This window comes from Bacillus sp. SYZHCR11, assembly GCF_057196865.1.
Genome location: NZ_JBXUND010000001.1, coordinates 778459 through 794926, shown reverse-complemented (window position 1 = coordinate 794926; position 16468 = coordinate 778459). Strand labels below are relative to the sequence as shown.

Genomic DNA, 16468 nt, shown 5'->3' with positions numbered 1-16468 from the left:
GCTTTTTTTACGCATTCAAAAAACGCTGTTCGTCTTCATCATAGCGGATCGGCGCTTGTGAAAATTCCTGTTTCTCAAACAATGTGCGTTCAGGTTCTTTTATCGGCAGGCTGTAAACCCGTCCCGCCAGTATGTCCAGATCCAGAGCGGGATGAGAGAAAGAAGAGAGCTTGCTGACGAGAGGTGCGGTAAGCTCTTTTTTCTTTGCCGACAGGTACGCCTGTCCTTTTTTCGTCATTCCGAGAAGACGGATATAAGGAGCGCTTGAAGGCTGTAAGAGCCGATGCATGTCCTCCTTTTTCGTCCGTGTCAGAATGTGCGTGTTCATCCGCTGCAGCCTCGTCCACGTGTATCGTTTTGTTTTCAATCGTTCCATCATTTCGCGATAGGATCGGGCTTGTCTGATGGTGCGCAGAATTCTGTGCTCAAGGCCTTCTTCCACTTCATAGATTCGGCTCAATTCTTCAGCGGACAGAGTGCTGAGGCTGTATTTTACATATGAAAAATAGTCTTCGGTGCTGTGCCATATCCCGTATGAATTTCTGTATGCCTCCAGCTCACGCGCAGACGCTTCCGGGAGAAAGCTCCTTGCGGCCGCCGTTCCTTTTTCTATCAGCGCTTTCCGGATGCTTGTTGCGCTGGCTATCCGGCTGTTATCTCCGGGAAGCTCGGCGTCATGATACTGGGAAGCGATTCTGGCTGTCGTATAAGGCTTCATAGCGGAACCGAAGGCGTGTATCGCTCTAATGTAGTGAAAACCGAGAATATTGTTCGGCTTGGACAAATCGAGCATGTCCCGCCCTTTGAATATGTGTGAAAAAGCTTTTGAGGCGGCGGCCGGATAGCTGAGACCCTTTTTCAGCTCCTCTTTCAGAATCAGGCTGCAGTCATCTTCCTTCCGGCTGAACGCTTCAGACGCTTCAATAAAGGGTTCGATCCGCCCGTTTTCGCTGCCGAAAAACAAGCTGCTGCATCCTAAATGATGAAGAAGCGAAACGCTGCCGCGCGCGAATAATTCCGCTTTTTGTACGGCATACATATAAGGGAGCTCAATGACGATATCCACGCCGTTTTCCAGCGCCATTTTTGTCCGGGCCCACTTTGAGACGGCGGCCGGTTCTCCGCGCTGCAAAAAAGGGCCGCTCATCACCGCCGCCGCGACGCTGCTGTCCGTTTTGATTTTTGCTTGTTCCGCATGATAGCGGTGTCCGTTATGAAAGGGATTATATTCAACAACCAGGCCGACTGCTTTCATATTTGTCCCGCCTTTCTTGCTATGTTTTGCTTCGTGTGGTACATTTGCAAATGAAGTGCATATTTTAGTCCGTTTCGTTTAGTGTATGCATAGCCTATCCGGCTGTCAACGATTGCATGACGGCGGCATTATGCTGTAAAGAAAAAATATTGACAAAAACATTCTGAAAAGCTATAATCATGTTTGTTGCTTTCCTGAGGTGATACAAATGAAATGGACGATTTATCAGCTTCATCAAATGGCGAAAAAGAGCTTTGAATTTGATGAAACAGTTGAGTTAAATGAGCTGACAAAATTGAATTCTGACATCCGCCGCATTTCTCCCGTCCGGGTGAAGGGCCGCGCGGAGATTGAATCCAAGCAAGTTTCGTTTGACTTTACGATTTCAGGCGAAATGGTTTTGCCGTGCTCAAGAACTTTAGTTGATGTGCCGTATCCATTTACAATCGCGACAAAAGAACTGTTTAGATTTCATAAGTCGGATGATATAGAAGATGAGGACGTTCATATTGCTGAAGACGATATCGTCGACTTAACTCCGATCGTAAAAGAAGAGATTCTTTTAGAAATTCCTATGCAAGTCTTTTGTGAAACTGAACAAAAAGAAGGAGCCGCTCCCCAAGTGGGGAAGGATTGGCAAGTGATTTCTGAGGAAGACAAGAAAAATCAAATCGACCCCAGACTTGCGGATCTGAAAAAGCTCTTAACACAAGATGATGAATCTTAACTCTTTAAGGAGGTGGGAATAATGGCTGTACCTTTTAGAAGAACTTCTAAAATGAAAAAAAGATTGCGCCGTACACATTTCAAACTAAATGTACCTGGTATGACAGAATGCCCGTCATGCGGAGAGATGAAATTGTCTCACCGTGTATGTAAAGCATGCGGATCATACAACGGCAAAGACATAAATGTTAAAAGCAATTAATGTATGAAGAAAAGCGCGGGAATCTCGGTTCCTGCGCTTTTCTTTTTTTTTTGCCCCTCCGGCCTGCTTCCGCCGAAAAAATTGTGAGCGCCAGTAGTCTATCTAATCTATCAGCGGCATATGTATGAGGTAAATGAGCAAATATGGAGGGAGATACGATTGACGATAACGAGACAAGACGCGTGGACGCAAGATGAAGATTTGCTGCTGGCCGAAGTGGTGCTCAGGCATATTCGGGAAGGCGGGACCCAGCTTTCCGCTTTTGAAGAAGTCGGCAGAGCGCTGACGAGAACGGCTGCCGCCTGCGGGTTCAGATGGAATTCTTATGTCAGAAAACAATATCAGTCAGGGATAGAACTGGCGAAAAAACAGCGGAAGGAATTAAGAAAGCAGATCGGGGTGCATTCCGCCAATCTGCCGGGAACCGTCAAACAGCCTCCGATCCGCAGGGCGGAAGGAGAAAAAGAGCTGTCCATTGATGATGTCATTTTGTTTCTTCAGCAATTTAAAGAGTCGCCGGCCGCAGCGGATGTTCGTCATGAAAAAGAAAAACTCACAGAACAGCTGACCGCGCTGCAAAAAGAAGTCGAGGATCTGCGTGAGGAAAATGAAAGCTTGAGAAACAAGCTGGAGATGACGGAAGAAGATTATAAAGCGTTAATTGACATTATGGACAGAGCGAGAAGGATGGTCAATTCAAAAGAAGACGACAGGAAATCGGCGCAGAGCCTGTAAAATGAACCGGCCTGAGGGCGGCGGCCCGGCCGGTTTTTTATTATGCCGTTTCTCCGGATGTCATTTCACCGTCCATATCGGGATGCCAGATGTAAGGATTTTCTCCTTTATCACGCGCCATATCATATTTAACGGGCTCGAAATTCATCTTATCCCAGAATTCTGCTGATTTCATGCGTGAATTTGTCCTGATCGGCATTCTGAAGGATTTTGCAAAATCAACAAGCGCTTTTCCGTATCCGTTGTTTTGATAGCCCGGAAGAACCTCAAGCTTCCAAAGTTCCAAAAAGTCCTGACGCTGATCAAAATACGGATTCGCGCCTCCGTTTACCTGATATAAACTCATTCTCGCCACTAGTTTATCCCCGAAGTAAATCCCGTAAAAAGGCGAGGTGCTGTCATTTTCAATGATATTATCCTGAAGATCTTCAAGCATCGACAGCTCCTGCATCCCGTATTCCTTAAACCTTTTAAATTCTTCGAGTGTCTTATAGTTGATGAGCAGGCGCTCTATTTTCAACACAAACTCCCCCTTTGTTGTGTTCTACCATTATTGTAAACGCTTTAATTGAAAATTCCAACTATAATATGCTTGCCTGTCTTTTTGCTCAAAACGAAATTGAAGTAATTTGCGGCGGCTTCTGCTATGATAATATGGAAAAATGCAGATATAGGGTGTGACAGTGTGAAAATCGGAATTATCGGCGGCGGAGCGGTAGGCCTTTTATGTGCTTACTACTTATCGTCCCGCCATCAGGTAACAGTCATTACGCGGCGGACGGAGCAGGCTGATGCGATTAACTCAGGCGGTATACGGCTTTTGAAAGACGGAATAGAATGTACGGCGGCATGCAGAGCGCAAACAGGCATCACTTCCGGATTCGACCTCTTAATCGCAGCCGTTAAACAGCACCAGCTCAGTGCTGTGCTGCGGGATCTTGAGACGGTAAAAGGGACGAATGTGCTGTTTTTGCAAAACGGCATGGGACACATACACGACATTAGAGATTGGCATACGGATCATTCGCTTTATGCCGGCACTGTTGAGCACGGAGCAAAAAAGATATCGGATCATGCCGTTGAACATACGGGAGCGGGAGCCGTAAGATGGAGTGTATTCAGCGCATCCCGGCCGGAAACGCTCAAAAGCATCTTTTCCGGCATGCACCGGGATTTTCCCGTATATGATGAAAACGACTGGTATCGGCTTTTAACGGGAAAACTGATCATCAATGTATGCATCAACCCGTTAACTGCATTGCTGCGCGTGAAAAACGGAGAGCTGTTAAGAAATGACGCTTACAAAAAATATATGAGAAATGTGTTTGAAGAAGCGGAGACAATACTTGGCCTCGCCGATAGAGAAAAAGCGTGGAACAAGGTTTGCGAAGTTTGCAGACTGACGGAAAAAAATCATTCTTCCATGCTCGTCGATATCATGGCAGGCAGGCGGACAGAGGCCGATGCGATTATCGGCTACCTTGTAAAAGAAGCGGAAAGCCGCGGATTGCCGGCCGTTCATCTCACGTTTTTACACCGCAGCATAAAAGCGTTAGAAAGAAACTGAAACAAAGTCTTTTGAGGTTTTCCGGTAACATGCTATACTCATTTCGGAAACCTAACTATTTATTGGAGAAAGGAAGTTCCAGACAGATGCAGCTAACTGAACTTTCCATCAAAAGTCAAAATAAGTTTGTGCAGCACTATATAGATGGAGAAAACATGTCTTCATTTTTTGATTATGATATTCATTCAGAGGACGTATGGCAAAAGCGGCTTCATGACCTCTCTTCGCGGCCGTTTGCCAGAGAGGAATTAGCGGATTATTTATCCTCCTATCACGAAAAATTTCACTCCGCCGCCATGCAGGCCTCCATCGAAAAACTGAGAGATCCAAAAAGCGCAGCGGTTGTAGGCGGCCAGCAGGCCGGTCTTTTAACGGGGCCTCTTTACACCATACATAAAATTATCTCCATTATCGTACTTGCCAGACAGCAGGAAGAGGCGCTGCAGATTCCTGTCGCTCCGATTTTCTGGGTGGCGGGTGAAGATCACGATCTGGAAGAAATTAATTATGTGCATACGTCAACAGAGAATAAAGGTCCGGTGAAGCGGAAACTGCCGCAGTCGTACTGGAAAAAAACATCGGCGGCTAAAACCGAGCTTGATCAGGAAAAATGCGCGGCTTGGATTGATGAAGTGTTCGCTGCTTTTGAGGAAACGGATCACACAAACACACTCCTTCAAAACGTGAAGCGATGTTTACGCTCATCAGAGACATTCACGGACTTTTTTGAGCTGTTGATCGCCGACTTGTTTCAAGAAGAAGGCCTTATTCTGATGAATTCGGGAGATCCGGGGATTAAAAAGCTGGAAACGGGTATGTTTCAGCAGATTTTAAAACACAATCACGAGCTTGCCAAAGCCGTGTCAGACCAGCAGCGTCTTATGCGGGAAGCCGGTTATCACCCGATTATTGAATCGGACAAAGATCAGGCTAATCTGTTTTACGAACACGAGGGAGAGCGTTTCTTAATTGAAAAAGAAAACGGCGTTTTTGTCATTAAGGAGCTTGACCTGAAGTGGACGAACGACGAGCTTCATACCCATATGGAAGAAAAACCGGAATGTTTCAGCAATAACGTTGTGACAAGGCCGCTTATGCAGGAGTTTCTCATCCCGACTCTGGCGTTTATCGCGGGACCGGGGGAGATCAATTATTGGGGTGAGCTGAAGCAGGCTTTCTCATTAATGGGCTTCCGCATGACGCCGGTAGTGCCGAGACTGAACATTACGATTCTTGAGCGCCATATTGAAAAGAAGCTTTCAGAACGGAATATTCCGCTTCAGGAAGCGATCGAACACGGCACCGGACACCTGAAAGACGCTTATTTTGAAGAGCAGATTCCGGAAGAGTTTTCTTCTGTAATGGAACAGGCGAAGTCGCAGATTGAAGCTGTCCATAAAAGCGCAAGGAACGAAGCGCTGAAGGTCGATTCAAGCCTTGAGCCGCTCTTACAGAAGAATGCCGCCTTCATTCAGGATCAGCTCTTGTTTTTAGAACGGACGGTAACGAAAAGAATTGAAGAAAAAGAAGGTTTTGTGCTGCGTGACTATGAAAGAATCCAAAACAGCATCAGACCGCTCGGCGCTCCGCAGGAACGGATTTGGAATGTAATGTATTATTTGAACCGTTACGGTCCAAAATTCTTCACAACCTTCAAACATCTGCCATTTTCTTTTCAAAACCAACATCAGATTGTCAAACTTTGAAATAAAGTTTTAAAGAACCCTGAATAGTTCAGGGTTTTTTTTTATGTGTAAACAGTGTAAAATGAGGTTGTGGAGAGAAGTGGCGGATAGTGGTGAGTTTAGGGGAGAAAGTGGGGGTCCTTATCATGTTTATGGGTGAATACCGGCATACAATTGATGCAAAGGGCCGCATGATCGTACCCGCAAAATTCAGAGAAGGCCTCGGTGAGCAGTTTGTGCTGACAAGAGGACTTGACCAATGCCTTTTCGGCTATCCGATGAATGAATGGAAGCTGATTGAAGAAAAGCTGAAGGCTCTGCCGCTCACCAAAAAAGACGCCCGCGCATTTACCCGATTCTTTTTTTCCGGTGCGACCGAATGCGAACTGGACAAGCAGGGAAGGGTTAATATTGCGTCATCTCTTCTGAATTACGCAAAACTGGAAAAAGAATGTGTTGTCATCGGGGTTTCCAATCGAATTGAATTGTGGAGTAAGGTAATATGGGAACAATACACAGAAGAGCAAGAAGATTCATTCGCTGAAATTGCTGAAAACATGATTGGATTTGATATATAATGGATCTTCGTGCATCACAACAACAACTGACAATTCAATTCATTCCTGATAAAGGTGGGACCGACACAAATGTTTCAGCATAAGACAGTACTTCTTCGTGAAACCGTCGACGGTTTAAATATCAAACCGGACGGAACCTATGTGGACTGCACCCTTGGCGGCGCCGGGCACAGTACATATTTATTGCAGCAATTATCGGAAAAAGGACGCCTGATCGCCTTTGACCAAGATGACACGGCGCTTGAAAACGCACAGAAAACATTGTCCGAATACAAAGGACAGCTCATTCTGGTAAAAAGCAACTTTCGTTATTTAAAAGAGTGTTTACATGAACACGGCATTACGAGTGTCGACGGAATTTTATTTGATTTAGGAGTATCCTCTCCGCAGCTTGATACACCGGAACGGGGATTCAGTTATCATCATGACGCACCGCTGGACATGAGGATGGACCAGTCGGCCGCCCTTACGGCGAAAGAAGTCGTAAATGAATGGCGGTATGAGGACCTTGTGAGGATTTTCTTTAAATACGGAGAAGAAAAATTCAGCAAGCAGATCGCCCGGAAAATTGAAGAGGCAAGAGAAAAATCGCCTATTCAAACAACCGGCCAACTGGTCGATCTAATAAAGGACGCGATACCGGCTCCGGCAAGAAGAAGCGGAGGTCATCCGGCCAAACGTGTATTCCAAGCCATTCGAATCGCCGTAAACGACGAGCTTCAGGTATTTGAAGAGGCCCTCTTGCAAGCGATAGAGGTGCTGAAGCCGGGCGGAAGGGTGTCTGTGATCACTTTTCACTCGCTGGAAGACAGAATGTGCAAGACGACATTCAAGGAAAAATCATCACTTCCCGAACTGCCTCCGGGTCTTCCCGTGATACCGGAAGAATTTGAACCGGAATTAAAACTGATTACGAGAAAGCCCATTACGGCATCAAAAGAGGAGCTTGAAGAAAATAACCGCGCCCGGTCAGCGAAGCTCCGCATTGCGGAGAAACGAAAATAACGGGCAGCAAATGACAACATTAAAGGAGGTCATCAGCCTATGAGCAACTTAGCTTACCAGCAGGAAAAACAACAACGGCCAGTGATAAGTCCCGAAAAAAAGGTGATTGTCAAAAAGAGGGCTTCCATTACACTCGGGGAAAAGGTGCTGCTCGTCCTGTTTGCCATTGCCGTTCTCTCCACATCAATGTTTATCGTATCAAAGGCATACGCGGCGTACCAATCCAATATTGAGGTGCAAAAACTGGAGGAGAAAGTATCTGAGAAGAATAAGCAGATCGGTGATCTCGAAAAGACGGCTGCTGACTTAAGCCAGCCGCAGCGCCTGATGGATATCGCTAAAAAGCACGGTTTGAATCTGAAAGATAAAAAAGTGAAAAACATACAGGAATGATAACCCATGCCGAAAAAAAATAAGTTTATGAACAGAGGAGCAGCGATACTCAGTATTTGTTTCGCTCTCTTTTTCTTTGTCATTCTCGGGAGAATGGCGTACATTCAATTAACCGGTAAAGCAAACGGAGTAGAACTTGCAACAAAAGCGACCGAGCAGCACGAAAAAAAGCGGACGATAGAAGCGAGCCGCGGCTCTATTCTTGACCGGAACGGCAAAGTGCTTGCAGAGGACACGGCGACATATAAGCTCATTGCCGTGCTTGATAAAAAAATGACGAGTGATCCGAAGCATCCTCAGCATGTCAAAGACAAAGAGAAAACGGCGGAAAAACTGGCGACCGTTATCAATCTTGATAAAAGCGAGATTCTGGACATCTTAAACAGGAATGGCGCGAAGCAGGTGGAATTCGGTTCAGCCGGCCGCGATATCTCTTATGCGAAAAAACAAAAGATCGAAAAAATGGATCTTCCGGGTATTTCTTTCTTAAGAGATACGAAGCGCTACTATCCGAACGGCATATTTTTGTCAAATGTTCTCGGCTATGCCGATGTGAATGAAAAAACAAACGAGATACAAGGCTCTTTAGGGCTTGAAAAAATACTGAATAACTATCTGACGGAACGTGACGGGTCCGTCACTTACGAAAGTGATAAATCCGGCTGGAAACTTCCGAACAGCAAAGAAAAAATCACCGCACCTAAAAACGGTGACAATGTATATTTAACCATTGATCAGAAAATTCAAACCTTTCTAGAAGACAGCATGACGAAAGTAGCGGAAAAATATAAACCGAAAAAAATTATGGCGGCTGTCGTAGAACCGAAAACAGGCAAAGTGCTTGCGATGGGGCAGCGTCCGAGTTTTGACCCGAATATCAGAAACGTCACCAATTATTACAACGACTTAGTGTCGTACGCGTATGAACCGGGATCGACGATGAAGATCTTTACGCTTGCCGCGGCGATTCAGGAAAATGTGTTTTCCGCAAACGAGAAATATAAATCAGGAACATATAAAGTGGGAGGCGGACCTGTTAAAGATTGGAACGATGGCGCCGGATGGGGTATGACAAGCTTCCATGACGGCCTCATGAGGTCATCGAATGTTGCTTTCGCCAAACTGGCCAATGAAAAACTGGGGTTTGACCGGTTTAATGAGTACCTGCACAAATTCGGGCTCTATCAAAAAACAGGGATTGATCTGCCCGGTGAAGTATCAAGTAAAATTAACTACAAATATGATTTTGACAAAGCGTCTACGGCTTACGGCCAAGCATCGGCGATAACACCGATCCAGCAGCTTCAGGCCGTCACGGCGATTGCTAATAACGGCAAAATGATGAAACCTTACGTCATTGATCATATTGTCGACCCCGATACGAAAAAAGTCGTCAAGCAGACAAAACCAGAGCAAGTAGGCACGCCGATTTCAGCCGATACGGCGAAAAAAGTCCGGAACCTGCTCGGAGAAGTCGTGACATCAGACATCGGAACGGGGAAACCTTATAAAATTGAAGGTTTTGACGTCGCGGGTAAAACGGGAACCGCACAAATCGCCGGGACGGGCGGATATTTAAGGGGAACGAGCAACTATGTGTTTTCATTCATGGGCATGGCGCCGAAAAATGATCCTAAGCTCGTCATCTATGTAGCCGTGCAGCAGCCGCAGTTAAAAGCGGGGCAAAGCAGCTCTGATCCTGTTGCGGAAATCTTTAACCCGACGATGAAAAACAGCCTCCACTACATGAATATCGAACCGACGGAAAAAACAGATTCCGGTCAGGAAGAAACGAAAAGCCAAAAGATGCCTGACCTGACAGATAAGACAGTCACGGGCGCTGAGAAGGAAGCGAAAAATGAACATCTCACACCGATTGTCATCGGCAGCGATGTTGCCGTAAAAGAGCAGTATCCGACAGCCGGAGAAGATGTGATCACCAATCAGAAAATCTTCTTAAAAACAGACGGAAAGATGACGATGCCGGATATGTCCGGATGGTCGAGACGGGAAGTGCTTCAATTCAGCAAAGTATCAGGCATTCACATCGATGTGAGCGGTGAAGGTTACGCTTCAAGCCAAAGTGTGAAAAAAGGCAAAGAACTGAAAGAAAATACCGTGATTAAGGTGAAATTTAAAAATCCTGATTAACGGGACAGAGAAGTCCGCGGATGCCCGCGGGCTTCTTTTTTATGCGCCGCCGTTCTATGTGTCCAAGCTGAGGCATAAATTGAAACAAGCCTAAATAAGGAGTGGACGGTCCCTTGCGCGTTTCAAATGTAACGGTTCGAAAACGTTTATTACTGGTTTTGCTTTTTGGCGTAATCATTTTTTTGATCATTGACAGCAGATTAGGCTATGTCCAATTTGTGATGGGAGAAAAGCTGACTTCACTGGCTAAGGATTCCTGGAGCCGGAATTTGCCGTTTGAGCCTGAGCGGGGAGAGATCCTTGACCGAAACGGCGTGAAGCTGGCTACGAATAAAAGCGCGCCGACCGTCTTTGTCGTACCGCGCCAGATTCAAAATCCCATAAAAACGGGCAAGCTTCTCGCGTCAGTTTTAAATATGTCGGAAGAGAAGGTCTACAAACATATTACTAAGAAAACCTCCATAGAAAAAATCTCACCCGAGGGGCGGAAAATTTCCAATAAAAAAGCGAAAGAAATCAAAGCGCTCGACTTAAAAGGGGTTTATGTGGCTGAAGACAGCATCCGTCATTATCCGTACGGAAGCTTTTTGTCCCATGTTCTCGGTTTTGCCGGTATTGATAACCAGGGCCTTCTCGGATTGGAGGCTTATTATGATGATGACTTAAAAGGTGTCAAGGGATCTGTGAAATTTTATACGGATGCCAAGGGGAAGAAAATGCCTGATGAAGCGGATGATTACACCCCTCCGAAAGACGGACTTGATATGAAATTGACGATTGACGCCAAGGTTCAGACGATTATAGAAAGGGAGCTCGACAATGCAGCGGCGAAATATAACCCGGACGGAATGATTGCGGTCGCAATGAATCCGAAAAACGGGGAAGTGCTCGGCATGTCAAGCCGTCCTGATTTTGATCCGGCTGACTATCAATCGGTGGATCCGTCCGTTTACAACCGGAACCTGCCGGTATGGAGCACATATGAACCGGGTTCGACCTTTAAGATTATTACGCTTGCGGCGGCTCTCCAAGAGCAAAAAGTAAACTTGCAAAGAGACCACTTTTATGACAAAGGATTTGCCGAGGTTGACGGCGCCCGCCTCCGATGCTGGAAAAAGGGCGGCCACGGTTCGCAATCTTATCTTGAAGTCGTTCAAAATTCCTGCAACCCCGGGTTTGTACAGCTGGGGGAACGGCTCGGAAAACAAAAGCTGTTTCAATATATTAAGGACTTCGGCTTTGGAAAGAAAACAGGCATTGATCTGCAAGGGGAAGGAACGGGGATTTTATTCCCGCTTGACAGAGTCGGCCCGGTCGAACAGGCGACAACCGCTTTCGGACAAGGGGTTTCCGTCACGCCGATTCAGCAGGTGGCAGCCGTTTCCGCAGCAATAAACGGCGGAACGCTTTATACTCCGTTTATCGCCAAAGAGTGGGTTGATCCCGTTACGAAAAAAACAGTTAAGAAACAATCGCCGATTGCGAAAAGGCAAGTTATTTCCCAGGAAACGTCAAAGCAGATCAGATATGCTTTAGAAAGCGTCGTCGCTCAGGGAACGGGGCGGAATGCCTTCGTGGAAGGATATCGCGTCGGCGGAAAAACAGGTACCGCACAAAAGGTCAAAGACGGCAAATATCTCGAAAACAACCATATCGTCTCCTTTATCGGTTTTGCGCCGGCTGATGACCCGAGTCTCGTCGTGTATGTCGCGGTTGATAATCCGAAAGGCACGATTCAATTCGGGGGAACCGTCGCCGCGCCGATTGTCGGAAATATGATGAGAGACAGTCTGCCGGAGCTCGGCGTGAAACCGCGAAAAAATCAAATCGAGAAAAAATATCAATGGAACGACACAAAAACAATAGAGGTTCCGAATGTTGTAGGGATGTCTGTCTCTGATCTTGAGTCGCTGCTTGTCAATTTGAATATTGACTCCTCAGGAAAAGGAAGCAAAATTGTGAAACAATCACCTGCAGCCGGAACGAAAGTAAAAGAAGGCTCAAAGATCCGTGTTTACTTGAGTGAAGAATGAGTCTTTTTGAGGCAGCCGATTGTTTTCGGCTGCCTTTTATCATAAAGAGAAAAAAAGAAGATAACTTTTAAGATTAACTGGATGTATCCTTTTATTTACGCTAAAATATGAACTGTATGTTTAAAAGCCATTCTGACTTTTATAAACGGTTATCATGATAAAAGAATGAATAGAATTTCTGAGAGGTTTGATACAATGAAACTTACAAAGCTGCTTACATATTTAATGGCCGAACCTGTTCAAAATGACTTTCATGACCCTGACATAACTTCAATTGAGATGGACTCCAGGGAAGTGAGAAAAGGGAGTCTTTTTGTGTGTATAAAAGGGTATACGGTAGACGGACATGATTTCGCCCAAAAAGCCGCAGAAAACGGCGCAGCGGCCATCGTTGCCGAGAAAGAGCTTGACGTCGATGTTCCTGTCATTATCGTCCGCCGGTCACAGCGGGCGCTCAGCGTTCTTTCTGACGCGTTTTACGGGCAGCCGACAAAGCAGCTTCAGCTTATCGGCATCACCGGCACAAACGGCAAAACATCAACGACGCACATGGTTGATGAGATTTTCAAAAAAGCGGGAAGACAGACCGGTTTAATCGGAACGATGTACATTAAAATCGGGGATGAGACATTCCCGGTCAAAAATACAACGCCCGAAAGCGTCACACTGCAAAAAACGTTCAAGAAAATGAATGATGAGCATGTTGACACAGCTATTATGGAAGTGTCTTCTCACGCTCTGTCACTCGGCAGGGTTCACGGCTGCGATTATGATATCGCCGTATTCACGAACCTGACGCAGGACCATTTAGACTATCACAAGACGATGGAAGACTACAGACAGGCTAAAAGCCTCCTGTTTTCCCAGCTGGGCGGCTCCTTTAACCATGAAAAGCCGAAGCGGGCCGTTTTAAACGCAGATGACAAAGCCAGTGCTTATTTTGAAAAAGTGACGGCGGCGCACATCCTTACATACGGAATCGAGAACGATGCCGATGTCATGGCGAAACAAATCGAGATCTCTGCGCAAGGCACAAGTTTTGAACTCGTTACGCCAAAAGGAACAAAGCAGATCACGGTTTCACTCGTCGGCCGCTTCAACGTGTATAACGTACTGGCTGCAGCGGCGACAGCGATCGCAGCGGGTCTGCCGTTTGATACGATCACGAGCGCTCTTGAAGAGCTGCAAGGTGTCAGAGGCCGGTTTGAACTGGTGAATCATAATCAGCCGTTTCCTGTGGTCGTCGATTACGCGCACACGCCTGACAGTCTGGAAAACGTTCTGAATACATGCAAAGACATGACAGAGGGCAAGCTTTTCGTCGTCGTCGGCTGCGGCGGAGACCGGGATAAAACGAAACGCCCGAAAATGGCGGAAATTGCGGTGCGGATTGCCGACGAACCGATTTTCACTTCAGATAACCCGAGAAGCGAGGACCCGCTGGCCATATTAAGAGATATGGAAAGAGGGGTAGAAGGCACCTACTATCACAGTATCGCAAACCGCGAGCAGGCTATCTTTTTTGCTATTGCCAACGCGAAAAAGGGAGATGTGGTTCTGATTGCCGGGAAAGGGCATGAAACCTATCAGCAGATCGGCAATGAAACATTCGACTTTGATGACGCCGAAGTAGCGGGAAGAGCTATTGTTGAGCTGAATAAAAAGTAAAACAGGAAAGAGTGTTAGAATGAGTGAAATGAAAAGAATTACGGGGACACAATGTGAATATGATAAATACGTATGTCGTTTGAACGAAACGGGAGGAGAAAAGAGCAATGCTTGAGCAAGTGATTTTATTTACAATAATAATGGGATTTTTAATCAGTGTTCTGATATCTCCGATTCTTATCCCGTTTTTAAGACGTTTAAAATTCGGCCAAAGTATCAGGGAAGAGGGGCCGAAATCACATATGAAAAAATCAGGGACGCCGACGATGGGCGGGGTCATGATTATCGTATCCATCGCCATTACGGCGATTGTCATGACGCAGAAATTTTCGCATCTGAGCGCGGAAATGTTTCTTCTGCTGTTTGTTACGATCGGATACGGCCTGCTCGGCTTTCTGGATGACTATATTAAAGTAGTAATGAAACGGAATCTCGGATTGACGTCGAAGCAGAAATTGATCGGCCAGATCATTATTGCCATTGTATTTTACGGAGTATATCATTATTGCCATTTTTCAACCGGCATCAGGGTGCCGGGCACACATCTGTCAATCGATCTCGGCTGGGGATACTTTATCCTCGTTCTCTTTATGCTTGTCGGAGGTTCAAATGCCGTCAACCTGACAGACGGTCTGGACGGTCTCTTGTCCGGTACCGCGGCTATCGCATTCGGCGCTTTCGCCATCCTTGCGTGGAACCAGTCACAATATGACGTTGCGATTTTCTCGGTTGCCGTTGTCGGCGCCGTTCTCGGTTTTCTTGTATTCAACGCCCATCCCGCCAAAGTATTTATGGGGGATACCGGTTCGCTTGCGCTCGGAGGAGCGATCGTGACCGTTGCCATTCTGACGAAGCTTGAAATTCTGCTCGTCATTATCGGCGGAGTTTTTGTTATTGAGACCTTATCTGTTATCTTACAAGTCATCAGCTTTAAAACGACAGGAAAACGAATCTTTAAGATGAGTCCGCTTCACCACCATTACGAATTGGTCGGATGGTCTGAATGGAGAGTTGTCGTCACATTCTGGACTGCGGGACTGCTGCTTGCCGTTTTAGGAATTTACATCGAGGTGTGGTTATAAGTGGAAAACGAACTTTTTTTGCGAAAACAAAACTTTCTGGTCCTCGGACTGGCGAAAAGCGGATATGCGGCTGCGTCGATTCTTCATGAAAAAGGCATTAACGTCGTCGTGAATGATCAAAAAGCCTTTGAAGAGAACGAACCTGCCCAAAGGCTTTCAGAAAGAGGAATCGAGGTCATCTGCGGTGAGCATCCGACGTCACTTTTTGATCAGCATCACATTACCATTCTGATCAAAAATCCCGGAATCCCGTATGAAAATATCATGGTGGAGGAAGCGCAAAGAAGAGGCATCCCGGTTTGGACGGAAATCGAGCTTGCGTATTATATCACCAATGCAAAATTCATCGGCATTACAGGTTCAAACGGGAAAACAACAACGACGACCCTGATTTATGAAATGCTGAAAGCTGACTCGATAAAGGCGCTGATCGCAGGAAATATCGGCACTGTCGCCAGTGAAGTGGCTTATCATGCTGACGGTGATGAATGGATCGTCACAGAGCTTTCTTCGTTCCAGCTTATGGGGACTCATGCGTTCAGACCTGAAATCGGCCTGATTTTAAATGTGTTCGACGCTCATTTGGATTACCATCACAGCCGTGAAAACTATGAAAAAGCCAAGCAGAACGTGTATCTTCATCAGCTTGAGAGTGATACGGCCATCGTGAATCAAAGCGATGAAACAGTCGTGCGGCTTGCCGAAAGCGGAAAAGCCGGCACCGTTCCGTTTTCAGTGCACCAGGAACTGTCAAGCGGCGCATTTATTAAAGACGGAATGCTGATGTTCGGCGATGAAGCGATTCTGCCTGTTGATGACATCGTGCTGCCGGGCGCGCACAATTTAGAAAATATATTGGCCGCTGTAGCCGCGGCAAAAACGGCGGGCGCGTCTAATAAAGCGATTCAGAAGGTGCTGACAAGCTTTACCGGTGTCAAACACCGTCTGCAGTATGTAACAGCAATCCGGAATCGTAAATTTTATAATGACAGCAAAGCGACGAATATTTTGGCCACAAGCAAAGCGCTCTCCGCGTTCAAAGCACCGGTTATTCTGCTTGCAGGCGGACTGGACCGCGGCAACGGTTTTGACGATCTGAAACCGTATATGGACAATGTCAAAGCGGTCCTGACGTTCGGACAGACAGCGCCGAAGATAGAAAAACTGGGCAATGAGCTGGGAATACAACATGTCAAACGTGTCGATAATGTTGAACAAGCAGTATCTGCGGCGTTTGCGCTCTCAAATGAAGGAGACGTCATCCTCTTGTCACCCGCGTGTGCGAGCTGGGATCAGTTCAAAACATTTGAAGAACGCGGTGACATGTTTATAGATGCCGTGCATATGCTTAAGTAAGGGCTTGTCTCTGTTCATCGGCAGCCCTAAAT

The 16468-nt window shown here is 46.3% G+C and carries 15 protein-coding genes; 13 read left to right on the top strand and 2 right to left on the bottom strand.

Annotated elements, in window-relative coordinates; translation table 11 throughout:
• Window positions 1–7: 7 nt before the first annotated feature.
• Entirely contained in the window at window positions 8–1255 is a 1248-nt protein-coding gene (locus AC2CGA_RS03465; protein ID WP_048367230.1) for a nucleotidyltransferase, read from the bottom strand.
• A 208-nt stretch (window positions 1256–1463) separates the two neighbouring features.
• Between AC2CGA_RS03465 and AC2CGA_RS03460 the strand changes: the two genes are divergently transcribed.
• The 3 genes from AC2CGA_RS03460 (at window position 1464) to gerR (ending at window position 2918) form a co-directional block, all read left to right on the top strand.
• The gene (locus AC2CGA_RS03460; protein WP_003154459.1) at window positions 1464–1982 is read left to right on the top strand and encodes a YceD family protein; all 519 of its coding nucleotides are present in this window, start codon (window positions 1464–1466) and stop codon (window positions 1980–1982) included.
• A 21-nt stretch (window positions 1983–2003) separates the two neighbouring features.
• Window positions 2004–2183 (top strand): 50S ribosomal protein L32, encoded by a 180-nt coding sequence (rpmF, locus tag AC2CGA_RS03455; RefSeq protein ID WP_003154457.1) that lies wholly within the window; start codon window positions 2004–2006, stop codon window positions 2181–2183.
• A 159-nt stretch (window positions 2184–2342) separates the two neighbouring features.
• Complete coding sequence (gerR, locus tag AC2CGA_RS03450; RefSeq protein WP_003154450.1) at window positions 2343–2918, top strand: sporulation-specific transcriptional regulator GerR; 576 nt, start codon at window positions 2343–2345, stop codon at window positions 2916–2918.
• A gap of 40 nt (window positions 2919–2958) precedes the next feature.
• On the opposite strand, the gene AC2CGA_RS03445 is transcribed toward gerR, so the two are convergent.
• On the bottom strand, window positions 2959–3441 hold the full coding sequence (locus AC2CGA_RS03445) for an N-acetyltransferase (RefSeq protein ID WP_003154449.1): 483 nt from the start codon (window positions 3439–3441) through the stop codon (window positions 2959–2961).
• A 162-nt stretch (window positions 3442–3603) separates the two neighbouring features.
• On the opposite strand from AC2CGA_RS03445, the gene AC2CGA_RS03440 reads away from it, so the two are divergent.
• The 10 genes from AC2CGA_RS03440 (at window position 3604) to murD (ending at window position 16436) form a co-directional block, all read left to right on the top strand.
• Entirely contained in the window at window positions 3604–4485 is an 882-nt protein-coding gene (locus AC2CGA_RS03440) for a 2-dehydropantoate 2-reductase (RefSeq protein ID WP_032868805.1), read from the top strand.
• Between the two features lie 86 nt (window positions 4486–4571).
• Window positions 4572–6191 carry a bacillithiol biosynthesis cysteine-adding enzyme BshC gene (gene bshC / locus AC2CGA_RS03435; RefSeq protein ID WP_032856769.1) on the top strand — a complete coding sequence of 540 codons (1620 nt, stop codon included), beginning with the start codon at window positions 4572–4574 and terminating at the stop codon, window positions 6189–6191.
• Window positions 6192–6316: 125 nt separating this feature from the next.
• Entirely contained in the window at window positions 6317–6748 is a 432-nt protein-coding gene (mraZ, locus tag AC2CGA_RS03430) for a division/cell wall cluster transcriptional repressor MraZ (RefSeq protein ID WP_003154445.1), read from the top strand.
• Between the two features lie 69 nt (window positions 6749–6817).
• On the top strand, window positions 6818–7753 hold the full coding sequence (rsmH, locus tag AC2CGA_RS03425; RefSeq protein WP_003154444.1) for a 16S rRNA (cytosine(1402)-N(4))-methyltransferase RsmH: 936 nt from the start codon (window positions 6818–6820) through the stop codon (window positions 7751–7753).
• Window positions 7754–7792: 39 nt separating this feature from the next.
• Window positions 7793–8146: a cell division protein FtsL gene (gene ftsL / locus AC2CGA_RS03420; protein ID WP_003154442.1), complete on the top strand. Its 354-nt coding sequence runs from the start codon at window positions 7793–7795 to the stop codon at window positions 8144–8146.
• Window positions 8147–8152: 6 nt separating this feature from the next.
• A complete protein-coding gene (pbpB, locus tag AC2CGA_RS03415) occupies window positions 8153–10297 on the top strand; it encodes a penicillin-binding protein 2B (protein ID WP_046559578.1) in 2145 nt (714 codons plus the stop codon).
• A 113-nt stretch (window positions 10298–10410) separates the two neighbouring features.
• On the top strand, window positions 10411–12330 hold the full coding sequence (locus AC2CGA_RS03410) for a stage V sporulation protein D (protein WP_003154438.1): 1920 nt from the start codon (window positions 10411–10413) through the stop codon (window positions 12328–12330).
• A 195-nt stretch (window positions 12331–12525) separates the two neighbouring features.
• The gene (locus AC2CGA_RS03405; RefSeq protein WP_003154436.1) at window positions 12526–13998 is read left to right on the top strand and encodes a UDP-N-acetylmuramoyl-L-alanyl-D-glutamate--2,6-diaminopimelate ligase; all 1473 of its coding nucleotides are present in this window, start codon (window positions 12526–12528) and stop codon (window positions 13996–13998) included.
• A gap of 107 nt (window positions 13999–14105) precedes the next feature.
• Complete coding sequence (gene mraY, locus AC2CGA_RS03400) at window positions 14106–15080, top strand: phospho-N-acetylmuramoyl-pentapeptide-transferase (RefSeq protein WP_007409707.1); 975 nt, start codon at window positions 14106–14108, stop codon at window positions 15078–15080.
• A complete protein-coding gene (gene murD / locus AC2CGA_RS03395) occupies window positions 15081–16436 on the top strand; it encodes a UDP-N-acetylmuramoyl-L-alanine--D-glutamate ligase (RefSeq protein WP_003154432.1) in 1356 nt (451 codons plus the stop codon). It abuts the gene before it with no gap.
• Window positions 16437–16468: the final 32 nt, after the last annotated feature.